The sequence below is a fragment of the Chitinimonas koreensis genome, from assembly GCF_014353015.1.
GTDB classification, from domain to species: domain Bacteria; phylum Pseudomonadota; class Gammaproteobacteria; order Burkholderiales; family Chitinimonadaceae; genus Chitinimonas; species Chitinimonas koreensis.
Map to the genome: position 1 here is coordinate 1,033,138 of NZ_CP060704.1, position 17,966 is coordinate 1,051,103.

13 protein-coding genes are annotated in these 17,966 nt (G+C 71.7%); all 13 read left to right on the forward strand.

Features of this window, described 5'->3' with window-relative positions:
* The first annotated feature begins 7 nt into the window (after positions 1 to 7).
* The 13 genes from H9L41_RS04350 (at position 8) to glgA (ending at position 17,948) form a co-directional block, all read left to right on the forward strand.
* Positions 8 to 541: a chemotaxis protein CheW gene (locus H9L41_RS04350; RefSeq protein ID WP_051318866.1), complete on the forward strand. Its 534-nt coding sequence runs from the start codon at positions 8 to 10 to the stop codon at positions 539 to 541.
* 22 nt (positions 542 to 563) lie between these two features.
* A complete protein-coding gene (locus H9L41_RS04355; protein ID WP_028445468.1) occupies positions 564 to 2,330 on the forward strand; it encodes a methyl-accepting chemotaxis protein in 1,767 nt (588 codons plus the stop codon).
* Positions 2,331 to 2,335: 5 nt separating this feature from the next.
* Entirely contained in the window at positions 2,336 to 4,684 is a 2,349-nt protein-coding gene (locus H9L41_RS04360; RefSeq protein WP_028445469.1) for a hybrid sensor histidine kinase/response regulator, read from the forward strand.
* 169 nt (positions 4,685 to 4,853) lie between these two features.
* Positions 4,854 to 5,894, forward strand: coding sequence for a chemotaxis protein CheB (locus H9L41_RS04365; protein WP_028445470.1), 1,041 nt, complete (start codon positions 4,854 to 4,856; stop codon positions 5,892 to 5,894).
* Between the two features lie 257 nt (positions 5,895 to 6,151).
* Positions 6,152 to 9,718 carry an EAL domain-containing protein gene (locus H9L41_RS04370; RefSeq protein WP_051318854.1) on the forward strand — a complete coding sequence of 1,189 codons (3,567 nt, stop codon included), beginning with the start codon at positions 6,152 to 6,154 and terminating at the stop codon, positions 9,716 to 9,718.
* A 223-nt stretch (positions 9,719 to 9,941) separates the two neighbouring features.
* Positions 9,942 to 10,715, forward strand: coding sequence for an SDR family oxidoreductase (locus H9L41_RS04375; protein WP_028445471.1), 774 nt, complete (start codon positions 9,942 to 9,944; stop codon positions 10,713 to 10,715).
* Between the two features lie 39 nt (positions 10,716 to 10,754).
* Positions 10,755 to 11,024: a hypothetical protein gene (locus H9L41_RS04380; protein WP_028445472.1), complete on the forward strand. Its 270-nt coding sequence runs from the start codon at positions 10,755 to 10,757 to the stop codon at positions 11,022 to 11,024.
* A 111-nt stretch (positions 11,025 to 11,135) separates the two neighbouring features.
* Positions 11,136 to 11,906, forward strand: coding sequence for an exodeoxyribonuclease III (locus H9L41_RS04385; RefSeq protein ID WP_028445473.1), 771 nt, complete (start codon positions 11,136 to 11,138; stop codon positions 11,904 to 11,906).
* A 413-nt stretch (positions 11,907 to 12,319) separates the two neighbouring features.
* Positions 12,320 to 13,951: an alpha-D-glucose phosphate-specific phosphoglucomutase gene (locus H9L41_RS04390; protein ID WP_028445474.1), complete on the forward strand. Its 1,632-nt coding sequence runs from the start codon at positions 12,320 to 12,322 to the stop codon at positions 13,949 to 13,951.
* Positions 13,951 to 14,523 (forward strand): GNAT family N-acetyltransferase, encoded by a 573-nt coding sequence (locus tag H9L41_RS04395; RefSeq protein WP_051318855.1) that lies wholly within the window; start codon positions 13,951 to 13,953, stop codon positions 14,521 to 14,523. Before H9L41_RS04390 ends, H9L41_RS04395 begins: the two co-directional genes overlap by 1 nt.
* 269 nt (positions 14,524 to 14,792) lie before the next feature.
* A complete protein-coding gene (gene glgC, locus H9L41_RS04400) occupies positions 14,793 to 16,073 on the forward strand; it encodes a glucose-1-phosphate adenylyltransferase (RefSeq protein ID WP_028445476.1) in 1,281 nt (426 codons plus the stop codon).
* Positions 16,070 to 16,444 (forward strand): lysozyme inhibitor LprI family protein, encoded by a 375-nt coding sequence (locus tag H9L41_RS04405; protein ID WP_028445477.1) that lies wholly within the window; start codon positions 16,070 to 16,072, stop codon positions 16,442 to 16,444. The genes glgC and H9L41_RS04405 overlap by 4 nt, the downstream gene beginning before the upstream one ends.
* A 40-nt stretch (positions 16,445 to 16,484) precedes the next feature.
* Positions 16,485 to 17,948 carry a glycogen synthase GlgA gene (glgA, locus tag H9L41_RS04410; protein WP_028445478.1) on the forward strand — a complete coding sequence of 488 codons (1,464 nt, stop codon included), beginning with the start codon at positions 16,485 to 16,487 and terminating at the stop codon, positions 17,946 to 17,948.
* Positions 17,949 to 17,966 lie beyond the last annotated feature (18 nt).

The window sequence follows — 17,966 nt, forward strand, 5'->3', positions numbered from 1 at the left end:
CGGGCAATTGCGCAGCGGCCGCGAACCGAGCGCCGAGCAACTGGCCGAGGAGCGCGCCGAGCGCAGCCGCCAGTGGGCCGCGCCGCCGCCGGCTGTGGCGGCCGACACGCTCGTGCTGCTGCTGTTCACGCTGGGCGAGGAGACCTACGCGGTCGAGCTGGCGCACGTCGACACCGTGCTGCCGATCCGCCAGCTGACGCCGCTGCCCGGCACGCCCGATTTCGTGCGCGGCATCGTCGGCGTGCGCGGCCGGGTGGTGTCGGTGCTCGACCTGCGGCTGCTGTTCGCGCTGCCGCGGCGCGGCCTGGCCGACCGCAACCACCTGGTGGTGCTGCGCAGCGCCGAGATGGAATTCGGCCTCCTGGCCGACCGCATCGTCGGCGTGCAGTCGCTCGATCCGGCACTGCTGCAGACCGAGCAGGCCGGTCTCGCCGGCCTGCGCCGCAGCGTGCTGCGCGGCATCGGCCCGCAGCAGTGGCAGGTGCTCGACGGCGCGCGCCTGCTGGCCGAACCGAGCCTGCGCATCGACGACAACGATTGAGAAGACCGAGGGGAAAACCGCCATGTGGCTGCTGAACCTGCCGACCCGCGTCAAGTTGACGCTCTCGTTCGCGCTGATCCTGCTCGGCGCCGGCGGCCTGCTCTACCTGGCCCAGGCCAGCCTGCAGGGCGTGCGCGCCAACAACCAGGCGATCGCCCAGCTCAACCGCGACCTGGCCGGCTTCAAGAGCGTGCGCTTCCACGTCCACGACGCGCGCGCCGAGGTGCTCAACGCGCTGCTGACGCACGACGCCGGCCGCGCCGCCGAGCTGGCCGAGCAGTTCAAGGTCATCGTCGCCGAGGATGCCGCGGCGTTGCAGGACCTGCGCGCCCACACCCGCGACGACGCGGTGCTGGGCCGGCTGACCGACGAGGTGGCGACGGTGTGGCAGGACTTCGTCGCCGCGCGCGACCAGCGCATCGTGCCGCTGATCGGCGCCGGCCAGTTCGACGAAGCGCGCCAGCTGGCCACCGGCGCCCAGCGCGAGCGGGTGGGGCGGCTGCGCGACCTGGCCACCCAGCTCGACCGGCTGGTGGCGCAGCGGGTGCGCTCGCTGGACCTGGACAACGAGCGGCTGATCGCCCGCCAGCTCGACCGGGTGATCTGGCTCGGCAGCGGGCTGATCGCGCTGGTGGCGGCGCTCACGCTGCTGCTGAGCCGCAGCATCGCCCATCCGCTGCAAGTGCTGACCGGCTACGCCCAGCGCATCAGCGTGGGCGACGTGCCCGAGCGCATGGAGTTCGCTGGCCGCGGCGACGAGGTCGGCCGGCTGAGCCAGGCCTTCGCCGCGCTCGGCGACTACATCCGCAGCCTGGCCGGCCAGGCCGAGCGGCTGGCGGGCGGCGACCTCGGCGTGGCCTGGACGCCGCGCTCGGAACAGGACGTGCTGGGCCGCTCCTTCGCCACCATGGTGCAGCGGCTGAGCGAGCTGACGCTGGAGATGCGCGAGGGCATCGTGGTCATCGCCAGCGCCAGCGAGGAGATCCTGGCCACGGCCGGCCAGGTGGCGGGCGGCGCGCAGGAGAGCGCGACCTCGATCACCGAGATCGCCACCACGGTCGAAGAGGTGAAGCAGACCGCGCTCCTGGCCAGCCGCCGCGCGGTCGAATCGAGCCAGGCGGCCGAGCGCAACCGGCTGGTCGCCCAGGCCGGCCGCCAGTCGGTGGCCGAGACGCTGGGCAGCATGACGCTGGTGCGCGACCAGATGCACGCGATGGCCGAGGGCATCCTGCGGCTGGGCGAGCAGAGCCAGGCGATCAGCGAGATCGTGGCCAGCGTCAACGAGCTGGCCGAGCAGTCGAACCTGCTCGGCGTCAACGCCTCGATCGAGGCCGGCAAGGCGGGCGACGCCGGCAAGGGCTTCGCCGTGGTGGCGCTCGAGGTGAAGGCGCTGGCCGAGCAGTCGAAGCAGGCGACCGCCCAGGTGCGCGCCATCCTGGGCGACGTGCAGCGCGCCATGACGCGCGCCGCGCTGGCGGCCGAGCAGGGCAGCAAGGCGGTCGACCAGGGTTTCGAGCGCACCCGGCTGAGCGACGAGGCGATGCGGAAGCTGGCCGAAAGCATCGAGGAGAGCGGCGACATGGCGCAGCAGATCGCCTCGGTCAGCCAGCAGCAGGTGGCCGGCATGGACCAGGTGGTGGCGGCGGTTCTGACGCTGCGCCAGGCCAGCCAGGACAACGCCGCCGGCGCGCGCCAGGTCGACCAGTCGGCGCGCGACCTGCACCGCCTGGGCAGCCGGCTCAAGCTCCTGGCTGGCCAGTTCCGCCTGCCGGGCCGGCAGGAGGGCTGAGCGCCATGCCGCTCGACCGCGAGGCGCTGATGCAGCGGCTGATGGCCAGCTTCCGGGAGGAGGCGGCCGAGCGGCTGGCCATCCTCGACAGCGAGCTGGTGCGCTGGCGGTCCGCCGCGCCCGGCCCGGCCGCGCTCGAATCGGCCTTCCGCGAGGTGCACAGCCTCAAGGGCGCCGCGCGCGCCGTGGGCCAGCGCGAAACCGAGCGGATCTGCCACGCCTGGGAATCGGTGCTGCATGCGCTGAACCAGGGCCGGCGGCCGTTCCGGCCGGAGATGGCGCCGGTGTTCGCCGCCGCCTTGCAGATGCTGCAGCGCAATCACGCCGGCGAAACGCCGGACCCCGGCCAGGTCGAGCGGATGTGCGAGCGGCTGGCGCAGTTCGGCGAGGAGGCCGCGGCAGCCGTCGCTGCGGCAGCCGGTGCTGCGGCAGCCGTCGCTGCGGCGGCCCCTCCCGCCCAGCCCGAAGCCGTATCGGTCGAACCCGCCACGGTCGAACCCGCCACGGCCGAGTCCCTGCCGGCCGCGCCGATCCAGCCGTCTGCCCCGCCTGCCGCGGCCGAACCGGCCGGACCCCAGCCCGCCGACCGGCCGGCGGCCTGGCGCAGCCAGACCATCCGGGTGCGCGCCGAGCAGTGCGAGGAGCTGGCCTACCACGGCGAAACGCTGCGCCAGTCGCGCCTGCAGCTGCACGACCTGCATCGCCGCAGCACCGAGCTGCGGGCCGGATTCCAGCGGCTGTGGCAGCGCCGGCTGCAGCACGAAGGCCTGCTGACGCGGCTGCGCGACCAGCTCGCCCAGGGCGGCACGCCCGATCGCGAGGCGGTGCTGACCCTGCTCGAATGGCAGGACTGGGGGCTCGACCGGCTGGCCGCCATGCAGGCCGAGGCGCTGGCGCTGGACAAGCTGGCCGGCGGGCTCGACCGCGAGCTCGGCGGCCTGGACGATGCCTATGCGCGCACCGTCGAGGAGCTGCTGCAACTGCCCTGCCGCGGCCTGCTCGACGAGATGCCGGCGCTGGTGGCCGACCTGGCCGGGCAGACCGGCAAGGCGGTCGAGCTCAAGCTGCCCAATACCGCGCTGCGGGTCGACAAGCGCATCCTCGACGCGTTGCGCACGCCGCTGATGCACCTGCTGCGCAACGCGGTCGACCACGGCATCGAGCCGCCGGAGCGGCGGCGGGCGGCCGGCAAGCCGCCCGTCGGCACGCTGCGCATCGACATCGGCCAGGCCTCGGCCAGCCATTTCACGCTGACGCTGGAGGACGACGGCGCCGGCATCGATACCGCGCGGCTGCGGCAGCAGGCCGAGGAGCGCGGCGTCCTGCCGCGCGGCGGGCCGGCGCTGCCGCCCGAGCAGTTGCTGCCGCTGGTGTTCGAATCGGGCCTGTCGACCCGCCGCGCGGTGTCGACGCTGTCGGGCCGCGGCGAGGGGCTGGCCATCGTGCGCGAGGCGATCGAGCAGCTCGGCGGCAGCATCGCCGTAGCGTCCACGCCGGGCCTGGGCTGCCGTTTCGCGCTGCAATTGCCGTTGAACCGCTCGACCTTCCGGGTGGTGCTGGTGCGGGTGGCCGAGGCGCTGTTCGCGGTGCCGGCCAGCGCGATCGACCGCACCCTGCGGCTGCCGGCCGGCGAGCTGATCCGGCGCGAGGGCCGCAGCGAGGTGATGGTGGAGGGCCTCGACGTGCCGCTGCGCTCGCTGGCGGGCGTGCTCGACCTGGCCGAGACGGCGCCGGGCGCCATGCTCAACCTGCTGGTGCTGGGCAGTCCGCCGCAGCAGATCGCGCTGCGGGTCGACGCGCTGCTGGGCGACCAGGAGATCACCCTCAAGCCGCTGGGCAAGCAATTGCGCCGGGTGCGCAACCTGCTCGGCGCCACCGTGCTCGGCGACGGCACGCTGGTGCCGGTGCTGCATCCGCAGGATCTGTACCGCAGCAGCCTGCAGGCGGCCGGCCTGCATGCGGCCGCCGCGCCGGCCGAGCCACCGAAGCGGCAGCCGCGCATCCTGGTGGCCGACGACTCGTTCACCTCGCGCGGCCTGTTGCGCGCGCTGCTGGAGACCGCCGGCTACCAGGTGCAGACCGTCAACGACGGCCTCGAGGCATGGAACGCCCTGCGGCAGGGCGAATTCGACCTGCTGGTGTCCGACATCGAGATGCCGCGCATGGACGGCTTCAGCCTGACCGCCCGGCTGCGCGCCGACCGCGGCCTCGCCGAGCTGCCGGTGGTGCTGGTCACCGCGCTGCATTCGGCCGAGGACCGCGCGCGCGGCCTGGAGGTCGGCGCCAACGCCTACCTGGTCAAGGGCGGGCTGGAGACCGACACGGTGCTGGCGGCGGTGAAGCGGCTGCTGTAGGCGCAGCATGGGCAAGCGGTTCCGGTTTGTGGCCGGCACCGTCGTAGGTCGGGATTCATTCCCGACAGCGGACTCGGGGCGTGCGCCGTCGGGAATGAATCCCGGCCTGCAGCAGCCAAGGAACCGTACCCGGCGATGCGCCGGGAGAACAACGAGAGGGGGCAACATCATGCGGGTCATGCTCGTCGACGATTCCAGCAGCAGCCGGATGCTGCTGCGCGCCATCCTCGAAGACGCCGGCTTCACCGTCTGCGAGGCCGACAGCGGCCAGGCGGCGCTCGATCGGCTCGAGGCCGAGCGGCCCGACCTGATCACCATGGATGTGCACATGCCGGGCATGAGCGGCTTCACCACCACCCGGCGGATCATGGCGCAGCGGCCGACGCCGATCGTGATCGTGACCGGCGGCGGCAGCCTGCCGGCGGCGCAGACGGCGATGCAGGCGCTCGAGGTGGGCGCGCTGCAGGTGCTGGACAAGCCGGCCGGCCCGGCCGACCCGCAGTTCGCGCTGCATTGCGAGGTATTGGTCGCGGCGCTGCGGCGGCTGGCCAGCACCCAGGTGCACCAGCCCGATCGGACGGCGGCCGATGCCGCGGCGCCCGACGCGGCGCTGGCCGGCTGGCTGCGGCGGCCGCTGCGGCTCCTGGCGGTCGGCGCCTCGGCCGGCGGGCCGCCGGCGATCAAGAAGCTGCTCGAACAGATCGGGCCGGCTTGCCCCTGGCCGGTGCTGCTGGTGCAGCACATCTCGCCCGGCTTCGCCCAGAGCTATTGCGAATGGCTGACGGCGCAGACGCCGCTGCCGGTGCAGCTGGCCGGCGCCGGCAAGGTGGCGCGGCCCGGCCATATCTACGTGGCGCCGGACGATCTGCACCTGCTGGTGGACGGCCAGCTGCGGATGAGCCTGGACCCGAGCGACCGCCAGCCGCACATCCGGCCGTCGATCGACGTGCTGTTCGACAGCATGGCGCGCGCCTTGCGCGGCGACGCGATCGCGGTGCTGCTGTCGGGCATGGGCCGCGACGGCGTCGAGGGCCTGGCCCGGCTCAAGGCGCTCGGTGCGCTGACGCTGGTGCAGCAGCCGGCCTCGGCGGTGGTCGAGGGCATGCCGCAGGCCGCGCTCGAACGCCAGGCCGGCTGCTTCGTCCAGACGCCGCGGGCGATCGGCGAGACGCTGAATCGGCTGATCGCTTTGCGGCAGCCGGCGCAGTGAGGCTGTGAAATGTGAAACGTGAAAAGTGAAACGTGGACCCCATCCCCACCCCAACCCTCCCCTTGAAGGGGAGGGAGCCCGGTGGCGACACGTTTGACGATCACTGCCGATTGTGTTGGCGCGCCCGACTCCTCCCCCTTCAAGGGGGAGACCGGAGCGGCCGGCTTAGGCAGGGGGATGGGGTCCACGTTTCACTTTTCACGTTTCACCTTTCACATGCTTAAGAGGCCGACACAGGCCAACGCAGGAGGAAACCCATGCTCCGTGGCTTCGACATCTTGATCGCCGAGGACAGCGCCACCCAGGCCGAGCAGTTGCGCACGCTGCTGGAAAGCCTCGGCTGCACCGTCCGTACCGCCGACGACGGCGAGGTCGCGCTCGACCTGATCCTGCAGCGGCCGCCGGCGGTGGTCGTCAGCGACGTGGTCATGCCGAAGATGGACGGCTACGAGCTGTGCCGCCGCATCAAGGCCGGCCCGGCCACCCGCCATATCCCGATCATCCTGGTCACCACCCTGGCCGATCCTCGCGATGTGCTGCACGGCCTGGCCTGCGGCGCCGACAACTTCATCCTCAAGCCCTACGACGAGAAATACCTGCTGTCGCGGCTGCGCTACCTGCTGGCCAACAGCGAGCTGCGCGGCCAGGACCGCGTCTCGATGGGCGTCGAGGTGGTGCTCGAGGGCGAGCGCCATTTCATCACCGCGGCGCGCCAGCAGATCCTCGACCTCTTGATCTCGACCTACGAGCAGGGCGTGCGGCTCAATTCGCAGCTGCATGCCAAGCACGCCGAGCTGGCCGAATCGCACAGCCTGCTCGACAGCCTGTTCCGCTTCTCGTCGGGACTGAGCGAGCCGCAGACCGAGCAGCAGGTGGCGCAGGCCGCGCTGGCCGCGGTCGGCCGCTTCCCGCGCTGCGGCGGCGCCTGGCTGCTGCTCGACGACGGCGCCGGCCGGCCGTCGCGGCTGGCCGGCAGCACCGGTACGCTCGACGCCGACCGCATCGCCCGCTCGGCCGCCGCCGATTGCCCCTGCCGCCACGCGATGCGCAGCGACGGCCTGCAGGCCGCCTTCAACGTCGGCAACTGCGGCGTGCTGGCCGGCGCCGAGGCGCACGCCTGCGTGCCGCTGTTGCTGGGGCCGGACCGGCTCGGCGTGCTCAACGTGCTGCGCGACGACGGCGCGGCCTGGCCCGAGGCCGAGCTGGCGACGCTGACCGCGCTGGGCCAGCAGCTGGCCATCGCGCTGGCGCGCGCGCGGCTGTTCGAGCGGCTGGAATCGCTGGTGCAGGAGCGCACCCGCGCGCTGCGGCTGGAGATGGCCGAGCGCGAGCGCGCCGAGATCGCGCTGCGCCACAGCGAGGCGCTGATGCTCAAGGTGCTGGAGACGCTGCCGACCGGCGTCTGGGTCACCGACCGGCAGGGCGAGATCCTGCTGCACAACCCCGAATCGATCCGCATCTGGGGCGGCAGCGCGCCGTTCGCCCGGCCGGCGCAGATCGACGCGGTGGAGGCGCCGGCGGTGGCGGCGATCCGGCGCACGCTGGCGCGGGTGCTGGCGGTCGGCGACAGCGTGCTCAACGAGGCGCTCGAGATCGAGACGCCCGACGGCGCGCGCCGCACGCTGCTGCATTCGGCGGTGCCGCTGAGCGACGCGCGCAACCGCATCGACGGCGCCATCGTGGTGCAGCAGGACATCACCGCCCAGCAATTGCTCGACCTCGAACTGCGCATCCGCAACCGCGCCATCGAGGCCAGCGTCAACGCCATCGTGATCACCGACAACCGCCAGCCCGACAACCCGGTGGTCTACGTCAACCAGGCCTTCGAGCGGATCACCGGCTACAAGCGCGAGGCGGTGACGGGCCGCAACTGCCGCTTCCTGCAGGGCGAGGACCGCGACCAGGCCGGCCTCGCCGCGATCCGCTCGGCGATCCGGCTCGGCCAGGAGGGCAAGGCGCTGCTGCGCAACTACCGCCGCGACGGCTCGATGTTCTGGAACGAGCTGCGGGTCGCGCCGACCTTCGACGGCCAGGGCGGCATCAGCCACTTCGTCGGCGTGCTCGACGACGTGACCGAATCCAGGCGCTACCAGCACGAGCTGGAGCGGCAGGCCAACTTCGACACGCTGACCGGACTGCCCAACCGCAACCTGCTGACCGACCGCGTCCGCCAGGCCATCGTCCAGGCCAACCGCCGCAACGAGCGCTTCGCGCTGGCCTTCATGGACCTGGACAACTTCAAGTACGTCAACGACAGCCTCGGCCACTCGGTCGGCGACAAGCTGCTGCAGGAGGTGGCGCAGCGGGTGCGCGACTGCGTGCGCGAGTACGACACGGTGGCGCGGCTGGGTGGCGACGAATTCGTGCTGCTCTTGCCCGAGACGCGCAGCGAGCACGAGACCGAGCAGACCCTGAAGCGGCTCGGCAACCGGCTGGCCGAGCCGATCCGGCTGTCGGACGGCGCCGAGTTCCACGTCTCGGCCAGCATGGGCTATTGCTTCTACCCGGTCGACGGCGCCGACGCCGACGAGCTGCTGCGCAACGCCGACACCGCGATGTACGAGGCCAAGGAGCAAGGCAAGAGCCAGATCAGCCGGTTCGAGCTGACGATGACCGACAGCGTGCAGCGCCGGGTGGCGCTCGAGCGCGATCTGCGCCGGGGCCTGGCGCAGGGCGAGCTGGAGATGTTCTACCAGCCGCAGCTCGACCTCTCGGCCGGCGCGCTGTGCGGCTTCGAGGCGCTGATCCGCTGGCGCCGGCCCGACGGCCGCATCGTCTCGCCGGCCGAGTTCATCCCGATCGCCGAGGAATCGGGCCAGATCCGCGAGGTGGACCGCTACGTGATCGACGCCGTGTTCCGCCAGGTGGCGCAATGGCGCGGCGCCGGGCTCGATCCGGGCGAGGTGGCGCTCAACATCTCGACCTACAGCCTGCAGGAGCCCGGCATCGTGCAGTACATCGTCGAGGCGCTGGCGCGCCACGGCGTGCAGCCCGAGGGCATCAAGCTGGAGGTGACCGAGGGCCTCCTGATGAAGAACGTCGACACCGCCCAGCGCATCATGCGCGAGCTCAAGGCGGTCGGACTGAAGTGGTCGATCGACGATTTCGGCACTGGCTATTCGGCGCTGAGCTACCTGCGCAAATACCCGTTCGACCAGCTGAAGATCGACAAGAGCTTCGTCGACGACGTCCACCTCGACCTCGAGAACGCCTCGGTCACGCGCGCCATCATCAGCATGGCGCAGTCGCTGGGCATCGCCGTGATCGCCGAGGGGGTGGAGACCGCCGAGCAGCTCGGCTTCCTGCTGCAGGCCGGCTGCGGCCAGATCCAGGGCTATTACTACTCGCCGCCCTTGCCGGCCGGCAGTTGCGCCGAGCTGCTGCAGGTGGGCGGCATGCTGTCGCTGCCGGCGGTGCCGATGCGGCGCAATCCGCGCACGCTGCTGGTGGTCGACCCCAAGCCCTCGATCCACACCTACCTGCTGCGCGACCTGCACCGCGAGGGCTACCACATCCTCAACGTCGACTGCCCCGAGGACGCGTTCAAGATCCTGGCGATCAACCAGGTCGGCGTGGTGCTGGCCGACCAGCAGTTGCCCGGCCCCGACGGCGCCGATTTCATGCGCCAGGTGAAGACGCTGCACCCGGACATCGTGCGGGTGGCGATGGGCAGCCACGCCAACGCCGAGGCGATCCTGGCCTCGATCAACGAGGGCGACATCTTCCGCTTCCTGCCCAAGCCGTGGCAGGCGCAGCCGCTCAGGGACCAGTTGCGGGAGGCGTTCCGGCAGTACGAGTTGAATCGGGGGGCGGGGAAAGGGTGATCCGGCGCTGCGCGCCCTGGCGCCGGGCATGCCCGGCCGGGGGCACATCCGGGCGCCGCAGGCCGCGCCGCCAAGGAGAGCGTCTCCGGCGCGGCCGCATGGCGCGCGATCTCGCCCGATTGGTCCGATTTCCTGGACGATCCATTCGGCCCCGGCCGGCTGATCGCCGGACGGCCGGCGCCTAGACTGCGGACTCCTTTCCAACCGATCCGAGGAGACCCGCATGACCGACCATTCGATCCAGGGCAAGACCGTGCTGATCGCCGGCGGCGCCAAGAACCTGGGCGGGCTGATCGCCCGCGACCTGGCCCGCCACGGCGCGCGCGCCGTCGCCATCCACTACAACAGCGCCGCCACCCGCGCCGACGCCGAGGCGACCGCGGCGGCGGTCGAGGCGGCCGGTGCCCGCGCGGTGGCGCTGCAGGCCGACCTGACCTCGGCCGGCGCGATGGAGCGGCTGTTCGCCGACGCCGTGGCGGCGGTGGGCCGGCCCGACATCGCGATCAACACCGTCGGCAAGGTGCTCAAGAAGCCGATCCTGGAGGTGAGCGAGGCCGAGTACGACGAGATGGCGGCGGTCAACGCCAAGACCGCCTTCTTCTTCCTCAAGGAGGCCGGCCGCCACGTCAACGACCACGGCAAGATCCTGACCCTGGTGACCTCGCTGCTCGGCGCCTTCACGCCGTTCTACGCGGCCTACGCCGGCGGCAAGGCGCCGGTCGAGCACTTCACCCGGGCGGCGGCCAAGGAATTCGGCGCGCGCGGCATCTCGGTGACCGCGGTCGGCCCGGGCCCGATGGACACGCCGTTCTTCTACCCGGCCGAAGGCGCCGACGCGGTGGCCTACCACAAGACCGCCGCCGCGCTGTCGCCGTTCTCCAGGACCGGCCTGACCGACATCGAGGACGTGGTGCCCTTCATCCGCTACCTGGTCAGCGAGGGCTGGTGGGTCACCGGCCAGACCATCCTGATCAACGGCGGCTATACCACCAAGTGAGGCCGGCGGCGCCGGCCCCGAACGGGGAGGGGGATCGACATGCATGTGTTGTTGGTGATCGTCGGCGGCACGGTGCTGCTGGGGCTGTTCCTGCTGTTCGGCAAGCTGTGGGGCAACGATGCGGCGGCGATGGCGCTGGCGGCCAAGCTGTTCCTGCCGGTGTGGCTGGCGGTATCGGTGGCCAATCTGTGGGTCGGCGTCCACCACGCCGGCTACGGCCTGCGCGAGGAATTGCCGATCCTGCTGCTGGTGTTCGCCGTGCCGGCGGCGCTGGCGGCGGCCGCGATCTGGCGGCTGGCGCAGGGCTGAGGCCGGTTGCGGGTTTACCGATCGCGTCTTCGGCGGCATGCTCGCGGCGGGACGGCGGCCGCGCGCATGCGGCCGCCCGTCGAACCTCCAACCCGACCGGTCAACACAGCCATGCAAATCGCCACCTGGAACGTCAATTCGCTGAAAGTCCGCCTGCCGCAGGTGCTCGACTGGCTCGCCGCCCGGCCCGAGCTCACGGTGCTGGCCCTGCAGGAAACCAAGCTCGAGGATCATGCGTTCCCGCGCGCCGAGCTCGAGGCGGCCGGCCTGCACGTCGCCTTCACCGGCCAGAAGACCTACAACGGCGTGGCGCTGCTGTCGCGCCTGCCGCTGGAAGACGTGCAGTACAACCTGCCCAATTTCGACGATCCGCAGAAGCGGGTGATCGCCGCCACCGTCGGCGGCGTGCGGGTGATCGGCGCCTACGTGGTCAACGGCCAGGCGCTCGATTCCGAGAAGTACCCGTACAAGCTGGCCTGGCTCGACGCGCTGATCGCCTACGTCAAGGCCGAGCTCGAACGCCATCCGCGGCTGGCCCTGGTCGGCGACTACAACATCGCGCCGGAAGACCGCGATGTGCACGACCCGAAGGCCTGGGAGGGCAACGTGCTGGTCAGCCCGCCCGAGCGCGAGCGCTTCCGGCTGCTGCTCGAGGCGGGGCTGATGGACAGCTTCCGGCTGTTCGAGCAGGAAGAGAAGAGCTTCAGCTGGTGGGACTACCGCGCCGCCGGCTTCCGCCGCAATGCCGGCCTGCGCATCGACCACGTGCTGCTGTCGGCGCCGCTGGCGGCCGCCTGCACCGCCTGCGAGATCGACCGCGAACCGCGCCGCGCCGAGCGGCCGAGCGATCATGCGCCGGTGGTGGCGGTGATTGCGGATTGAGCGTCGGTAGCAAGCCGGCCGTAGGTTGGTCTCGCTGAATGGACTAGTCAGCGCCATGGTTTTAAGCCCCTCTCCCCCGGGAGAGGGGGGGGCGTAGACCCCATGCAGCAGCGACCGCTCCGATGTACCTGACGCATGCGAAAACGCGCCATGCGTTGCGCCAAGACGGCGCTGTAACACGGCCTCAGCGACTACATAAGGCGCTGTACCAAGCAGAACACGCCACTCTGCCGACAAAAATCCAAAGCGGTTTTGCTGATTCGACAAGCGCTTGCGCCACGCCCGGCCGCGACGCGACGCAAGCCGCGTGCAAATTTCGCCGGCACATGAGATATAACGGTTGAAACGCCCAGCCGAAGGCGGACCCGCACCGCCCGGCCCGGACTCCGCCGCGAACCGTTCCCGAGCCGATCATGACCGTCCAGATCCATCCCACCGTGCCGATTCCCGGCCAGAAACCCGGCACCTCCGGCTTGCGCAAGAAGGTGGCCGTGTTCCAGCAGCCCGGCTACCTCGAGAATTTCGTCCAGGCCATCTTCAACGCGGTGCCCGAGCTGCGCGGCGGCCTCCTGGTGGTCGGCGGCGACGGTCGCTACCACAACGACGCGGCGATCCACACCATCCTGCGCATGGCCGCCGGCAACGGCGTGGCGCGCGTGCTGGTCGGCCGCCACGGCCTCCTGTCGACGCCGGCCGCCTCGCACCTGATCCGCAAATACGGCGCGGTCGGCGCCATCGTGCTGTCGGCCTCGCACAATCCGGGCGGGCCCGACGGCGACTTCGGCATCAAGTTCAACGCCGCCAACGGCGGGCCAGCGCCCGAGAAACTGACCGAGGCGATCCATGCCGAGACGCTGAAGCTGGCCGAGTACCGCGCCAGCGACGCCGGCGAGATCGACCTGGCCCGGCTCGGCGCCAGCGATCTGGACGGCCTGCGCGTCGAGGTGATCGACCCGGTGGCCGACTATGCGGCGCTGATGCAGACGCTGGTCGACTTCGACGCGATCCGCGACTGGCTGCGTGCCGGCCACCGCGTGCGGCTCGACGCGCTGCACGCGGTCGGCGGCCCCTACGCGGTGCACCTGTTCGAAGACCTCTTGGGCGCGCCGCTGGGCAGCGTGCGCAATGCCGCGCCGCAGGCCGATTTCGGCGGCGGCCATCCCGATCCGAACCCGGTCTACTGCACCGAGCTGGTGGCCGCCATGCACGGCGCCGGCGCGGCCGATTTCGCCGCCGCCTTCGACGGCGACGCCGACCGCAACATGATCCTGGGCCGCGACTTCGTGGTGACGCCGTCGGACAGCCTGGCGGTGCTGGCCGCCAATGCCGCGCTGCTGCCGCAGTTCCGCCACGGCCTCGCCGGCGTGGCGCGCTCGATGCCGACCTCGCGCGCGGTCGACGCGGTGGCGGCGGCGCTGAAGTTCGACTGCTACGAGACCCCGACCGGCTGGAAATTCTTCGGCAACCTGCTCGACGCCGGCCGCATCGCGCTGTGCGGCGAGGAGAGCTACGGCACCGGCGCCGACCACGTGCGCGAGAAGGACGGCGTCTGGGCGGCGCTGGCCTGGCTCAACCTGGTGGCGGCGCGGCGGCAGCCGGTCGGCGAGATCGTGCGCGCGCACTGGGCGCGCTTCGGCCGCCACTTCTATTCGCGCCACGACTACGAGGGCCTGCCCAACGAAGCCGGCGACGCGGTGATGGCGCGGCTGCGCGGCCAGCTGGCCGGCCTGCCCGGCAGCGCGGTGCAGGGCATGGCGGTGATGCTGGCCGACGACTTCGCCTATACCGACCCGGTCGACGGCTCGGTATCGCAGCGCCAGGGCATCCGGGTCGAATTCGAAGGCGGCGCGCGCGCGGTGTTCCGGCTGTCGGGCACCGGCACCGAGGGCGCCACGCTGCGCGTCTACCTCGAACGCTACGCGGCCGATGCGGCCGAGCACGGCGTCGAGACCCAGGCCGCGCTGGCGCGCCCGATCGCCGCGGCGGCCGAGCTGGCCGACATCGCCGGGCTGACCGGCCGCAGCGCCGCCGACGTGGTGACCTGATGCCAGGCCGCCTCGCCGTCTCGCTCGATGCCTTCGAACTGCCGCCGGGCTGCCGGGTGCGGCCGGCGCGGCCGGACGACGCCGAGGCGGTCGGCCGCATCCGCGTCGCCGCCTGGCAGGCGGCCTACCGCGGCGTGATGCCGGACGACTACCTCGACGCGATGGAGGCCGGGGCGCGGCTCGACGGATTGCGCAGCCGGCTGGCGGCGCCGGGGCCGGCGTTTCGCGTGCTGGCCGGGGAACTCGACGGGGCGATGCAGGGTTTCATCATCATCGGCACGCCGCGCTTCGACACCGCGGCGGCGGTGGCCGAGCTGTGCGCGCTGAACCTGGCGCCCGCGGCCTGGGGCCGCGGCCTCGGCCAGGCGCTGATCGCGGCAGGGCTCGATGCGGCCCGCGGCGACGGCGCGCAGCGCATGGGGCTGTGGTGCATCGAAGCGAACACGCGGGCCCGGCGCTGCTACGAGCGCGCCGGGTTCGCCGCCGGTGGCGCGCGCCGCACCACCGACGATCTCACGGGCCACCCGCTCACCGAGGTCGACTACTGGCGCAATCTGCAGAGCCTGTTATGAAATCATTGGCGTTCGAGTGTGGATGGTTGCTGCGCAGGTGCCTGGGAAACCCGGGCGCTAGCCGCAGGGGCGGGCCGAGACACCGGCTTGCCCTGATTCGATCCACCCCGCCCGTCCCCGCCGCCGCGGGGAAGCCTCGCTGACGCTCGTGAGTGATCTGAATCGGCAGCCTGTTCGTCACTCGATTTCATGGCATGCGCTGGAATCCAAGAACCGATCCGGGCGCCCGTCGCCCGACCCAAGCACATGGCAAAGAGGGAGCAACAAGAATGGATGACCTGATCATCGCGCGCCAACTGCCTCGCCGCAGCATCGCGCTGGTCCTGGCCGGCGGCCGCGGCAGCCGGCTCAAGCAGCTCACCGACAAGCGCGCCAAGCCGGCCGTGTATTTCGGCGGCAAGTTCCGCATCGTCGACTTCGCGCTGTCCAACTGCCTCAATTCCGGCATCCGCCGCATCGGCGTGGTCACCCAGTACAAGTCGCACTCGCTGCTGCGTCACCTGCAGCGCGGCTGGGCGATGTTCCGCTCGGAGATGGGCGAGTTCATCGACCTGCTGCCCGCCCAGCAGCGCATCGACGAGGACAGCTGGTACCGCGGCACCGCCGACGCGGTCTACCAGAACCTCGACATCGTGCGCGGCTACCGGCCCGAGTACATCGTGATCCTGGCCGGCGACCACATCTACAAGATGGACTACGCGCGCATGCTGCTGGACCACGTCCAGTCGCTCGAGCAGCTCGGCGTCAAGGGCGGCGTCACGGTCGCCTGCATCGAGGTGCCGCTGGCCGAGGCCAGCGCCTTCGGCGTGATGGCGGTCGACGACCGGCGCAAGATCGTCGACTTCGTCGAGAAGCCGGCCGATCCGCCGCCGATGCCGGGCCGGCCGGACCAGGCGCTGGCCAGCATGGGCATCTACGTGTTCGACGCCGACTACCTGTACCGCCTCCTGGAGGAGGACATCCTCGACGAGGCCAGCGAGCACGATTTCGGCAAGAACCTGATCCCCAAGGCGGTGAGCCAGGGCCGCGCGGTGGCGCACCCGTTCTCGCTGTCCTGCGTCTCCAGCTATCCGCACGCCAGCCCCTACTGGCGCGACGTCGGCACCATCGACGCCTACTGGGCGGCCAACCTCGACCTCGCCTCGATCACGCCCGAGCTCGACCTGTACGACCGCAACTGGCCGATCTGGACCTACCAGGAGCAGCTGCCGCCGGCCAAGTTCGTGCAGGACGCCGGCGGCGAGCACCGCGTCTACAACACCATCATCTCGGCCGGCTGCATCGTCTCGGTCGCCCAGGTGACCTCGTCGGTGCTGTTCAACAAGGTGCGCGTGCATCCGCACTGCGTGATCGACCAGACCGTGATCCTGCCCGACGTCGACGTCGGCGCCGGCGCGCGGCTCAGCAAGGTGGTGATCGACCGCGGCTGCAAGATCCCGCCCGGCCTGGTGGTCGGCGAGGATGCCGAGCAGGACGCCAAGCGCTTCTACCGCAGCGAGGGCGGCGTGGTGCTGATCACCCGCGAGATGCTGGCGGGGCTGCAGCCATGAGGGCGGCCGCCTGCATCCTGGCGGCGGCGCTGGCGGCCGGCGCGGCCGCGGCGGACGACCCCTGCCCGAACGCCACCAGCCAGTTCGATCTCAACCAGTGCGCCGGCGAGGCCTACGGCCGGGCCGATCAGCGGTTGAACCGCGAGTACGCGGCCTTGCGCGGCGAGCTCGACGCGGCCGGCCAGGCGCGGCTCAAGGCGGCGCAGCAGGCCTGGCTCAAGCTGCGCGACCTCGACTGCGCCTACCAGACCCACCGCAGCATCGGCGGCTCGATCCACGGCATGAACGTGGCGTTCTGCCGCGCCGCGGCCAGCGAGGCGCGCGCCAGCCAGTTCGAGCGATGGCGCCGCGAGCTGGGCGAGCCGCAATGATTGCCGTCCTTTTCCGATCGAGAGCCTTGCCGACATGTCCATGAAGATCCTCCACGTCGCCGCCGAATGCTTCCCCCTGCTCAAGACCGGCGGCCTGGCCGACGTGGTCGGCGCGCTGCCGGCGGCGCAGCGGGCGGCCGGCGCCGACGCGCGGGTGCTGCTGCCGGGCTTTCCCGGCATCCGCGCCGGCCTCCTGGACGCGCGGCCGGTCGGCACGCTGCCGCCCAAGTTCGGCCCCGGCCCGATCGTGCTGTGGCAGGGCCGCCTGCCCAACGGCGTGCCGGCCTACGTGATCGACGCGCCGATGCTGTATGCGCGCGACGGCAATCCCTATGCCGACGCGCAGCAGCAGCCCTATGCCGACAACCATCGCCGCTTCGCCCTCTTGGGCCGGGTGGCGGCGCAGGTGGCCGAGGGCTTCGCCGACGACTGGCTGCCCGAGGTGCTGCACGGCCACGACTGGCACGCGGGCCTGGCGCCGGCCTATCTGCGCCAGTTCGCCATGGTCAGCGGCCGCGAGGTGCCGGCCACGGTGTTCACCGTGCACAACCTGGCCTACCAGGGCGTGTTCCCGGCGGCCTGCTTCGGCGAGCTGGACCTGCCGCCCGGCTTCATGCAGATGAATGGCCTCGAGTTCCACGGCCAGGTCAGCTTCATCAAGGCCGGCCTCTATTACAGCGACCAGCTCGCCACGGTCAGTCCGAGCTATGCGCGCGAGATCCAGACCGCCGAGCACGGCTGCGGCCTGGGCGGCCTGCTGGCCGGCCGGGCCAAGACCCTGAGCGGGGTGCTCAACGGCGTCGACGAAGCGCAGTGGAACCCGGCCACCGATGCCGCGCTGGCGGCGCCCTACGACGAGGACAAGCCGGCCGGCAAGGCGCGCTGCAAATCGGCGCTGCAGGCCGAGCTGGGCCTCGCTGCCGAGCCCGGCGCGCTGCTGTTCGGCGTGGTCAGCCGGCTGACCGAGCAGAAGGGCCTGAACCTGGTGCTGGCCGGCGCCGAGGCGCTGCTGGCCGGCGGCGGCCAGCTGGTGGTGCTGGGCAGCGGCGATCCGGCGCTCGAAGCGGGCTTCCGCACGCTGGCCGCCGCCATGCCCGAGCGGGTGGCGGTGCGGCTCGGCTTCGACGAGGCGCTGAGCCACCGCATCTTCGGCGGCTGCGACGTGGCGCTGGTGCCGTCGCGGTTCGAACCGTGCGGCCTGACCCAGCTCTACGGCCTGCGCTACGGCACGCTGCCGCTGGTGCGCCGCACCGGCGGCCTGGCCGATACGGTGGCCGACTGCAGCCTGGAGAACCTGGCCGACGGCACGGCGACCGGCTTCGTGTTCGAGCGCTTCGAACAGGCCGACTTCGACGCCGCGGTGCGCCGCGCCTACGCGCTGCACGCCGACCCGGTGCGCTGGCGCGAGGTGCGCCGCAGCGCGATGCGCCAGCGCTTCGGCTGGGACGGGCCGGCGGCGCAGTATCTCGAGCTGTATCGCAAGGCGATCGCGCGGGCGCGCTAGGGCATCTCGCTTGCCGCT

Coding starts and splice junctions, on each gene's coding strand:
- H9L41_RS04395 (WP_051318855.1), top strand. CDS start 13,951: ATGCCAGGCCGCCTCGCCGTCTCGCTCGATGCCTTCGAACTGCCGCCG.
- H9L41_RS04390 (WP_028445474.1), top strand. CDS start 12,320: ATGACCGTCCAGATCCATCCCACCGTGCCGATTCCCGGCCAGAAACCC.
- H9L41_RS04370 (WP_051318854.1), top strand. CDS start 6,152: ATGCTCCGTGGCTTCGACATCTTGATCGCCGAGGACAGCGCCACCCAG.
- H9L41_RS04365 (WP_028445470.1), top strand. CDS start 4,854: ATGCGGGTCATGCTCGTCGACGATTCCAGCAGCAGCCGGATGCTGCTG.
- H9L41_RS04375 (WP_028445471.1), top strand. CDS start 9,942: ATGACCGACCATTCGATCCAGGGCAAGACCGTGCTGATCGCCGGCGGC.
- H9L41_RS04355 (WP_028445468.1), top strand. CDS start 564: ATGTGGCTGCTGAACCTGCCGACCCGCGTCAAGTTGACGCTCTCGTTC.
- H9L41_RS04360 (WP_028445469.1), top strand. CDS start 2,336: ATGCCGCTCGACCGCGAGGCGCTGATGCAGCGGCTGATGGCCAGCTTC.
- H9L41_RS04380 (WP_028445472.1), top strand. CDS start 10,755: ATGCATGTGTTGTTGGTGATCGTCGGCGGCACGGTGCTGCTGGGGCTG.
- H9L41_RS04405 (WP_028445477.1), top strand. CDS start 16,070: ATGAGGGCGGCCGCCTGCATCCTGGCGGCGGCGCTGGCGGCCGGCGCG.
- glgC (WP_028445476.1), top strand. CDS start 14,793: ATGGATGACCTGATCATCGCGCGCCAACTGCCTCGCCGCAGCATCGCG.
- glgA (WP_028445478.1), top strand. CDS start 16,485: ATGAAGATCCTCCACGTCGCCGCCGAATGCTTCCCCCTGCTCAAGACC.
- H9L41_RS04385 (WP_028445473.1), top strand. CDS start 11,136: ATGCAAATCGCCACCTGGAACGTCAATTCGCTGAAAGTCCGCCTGCCG.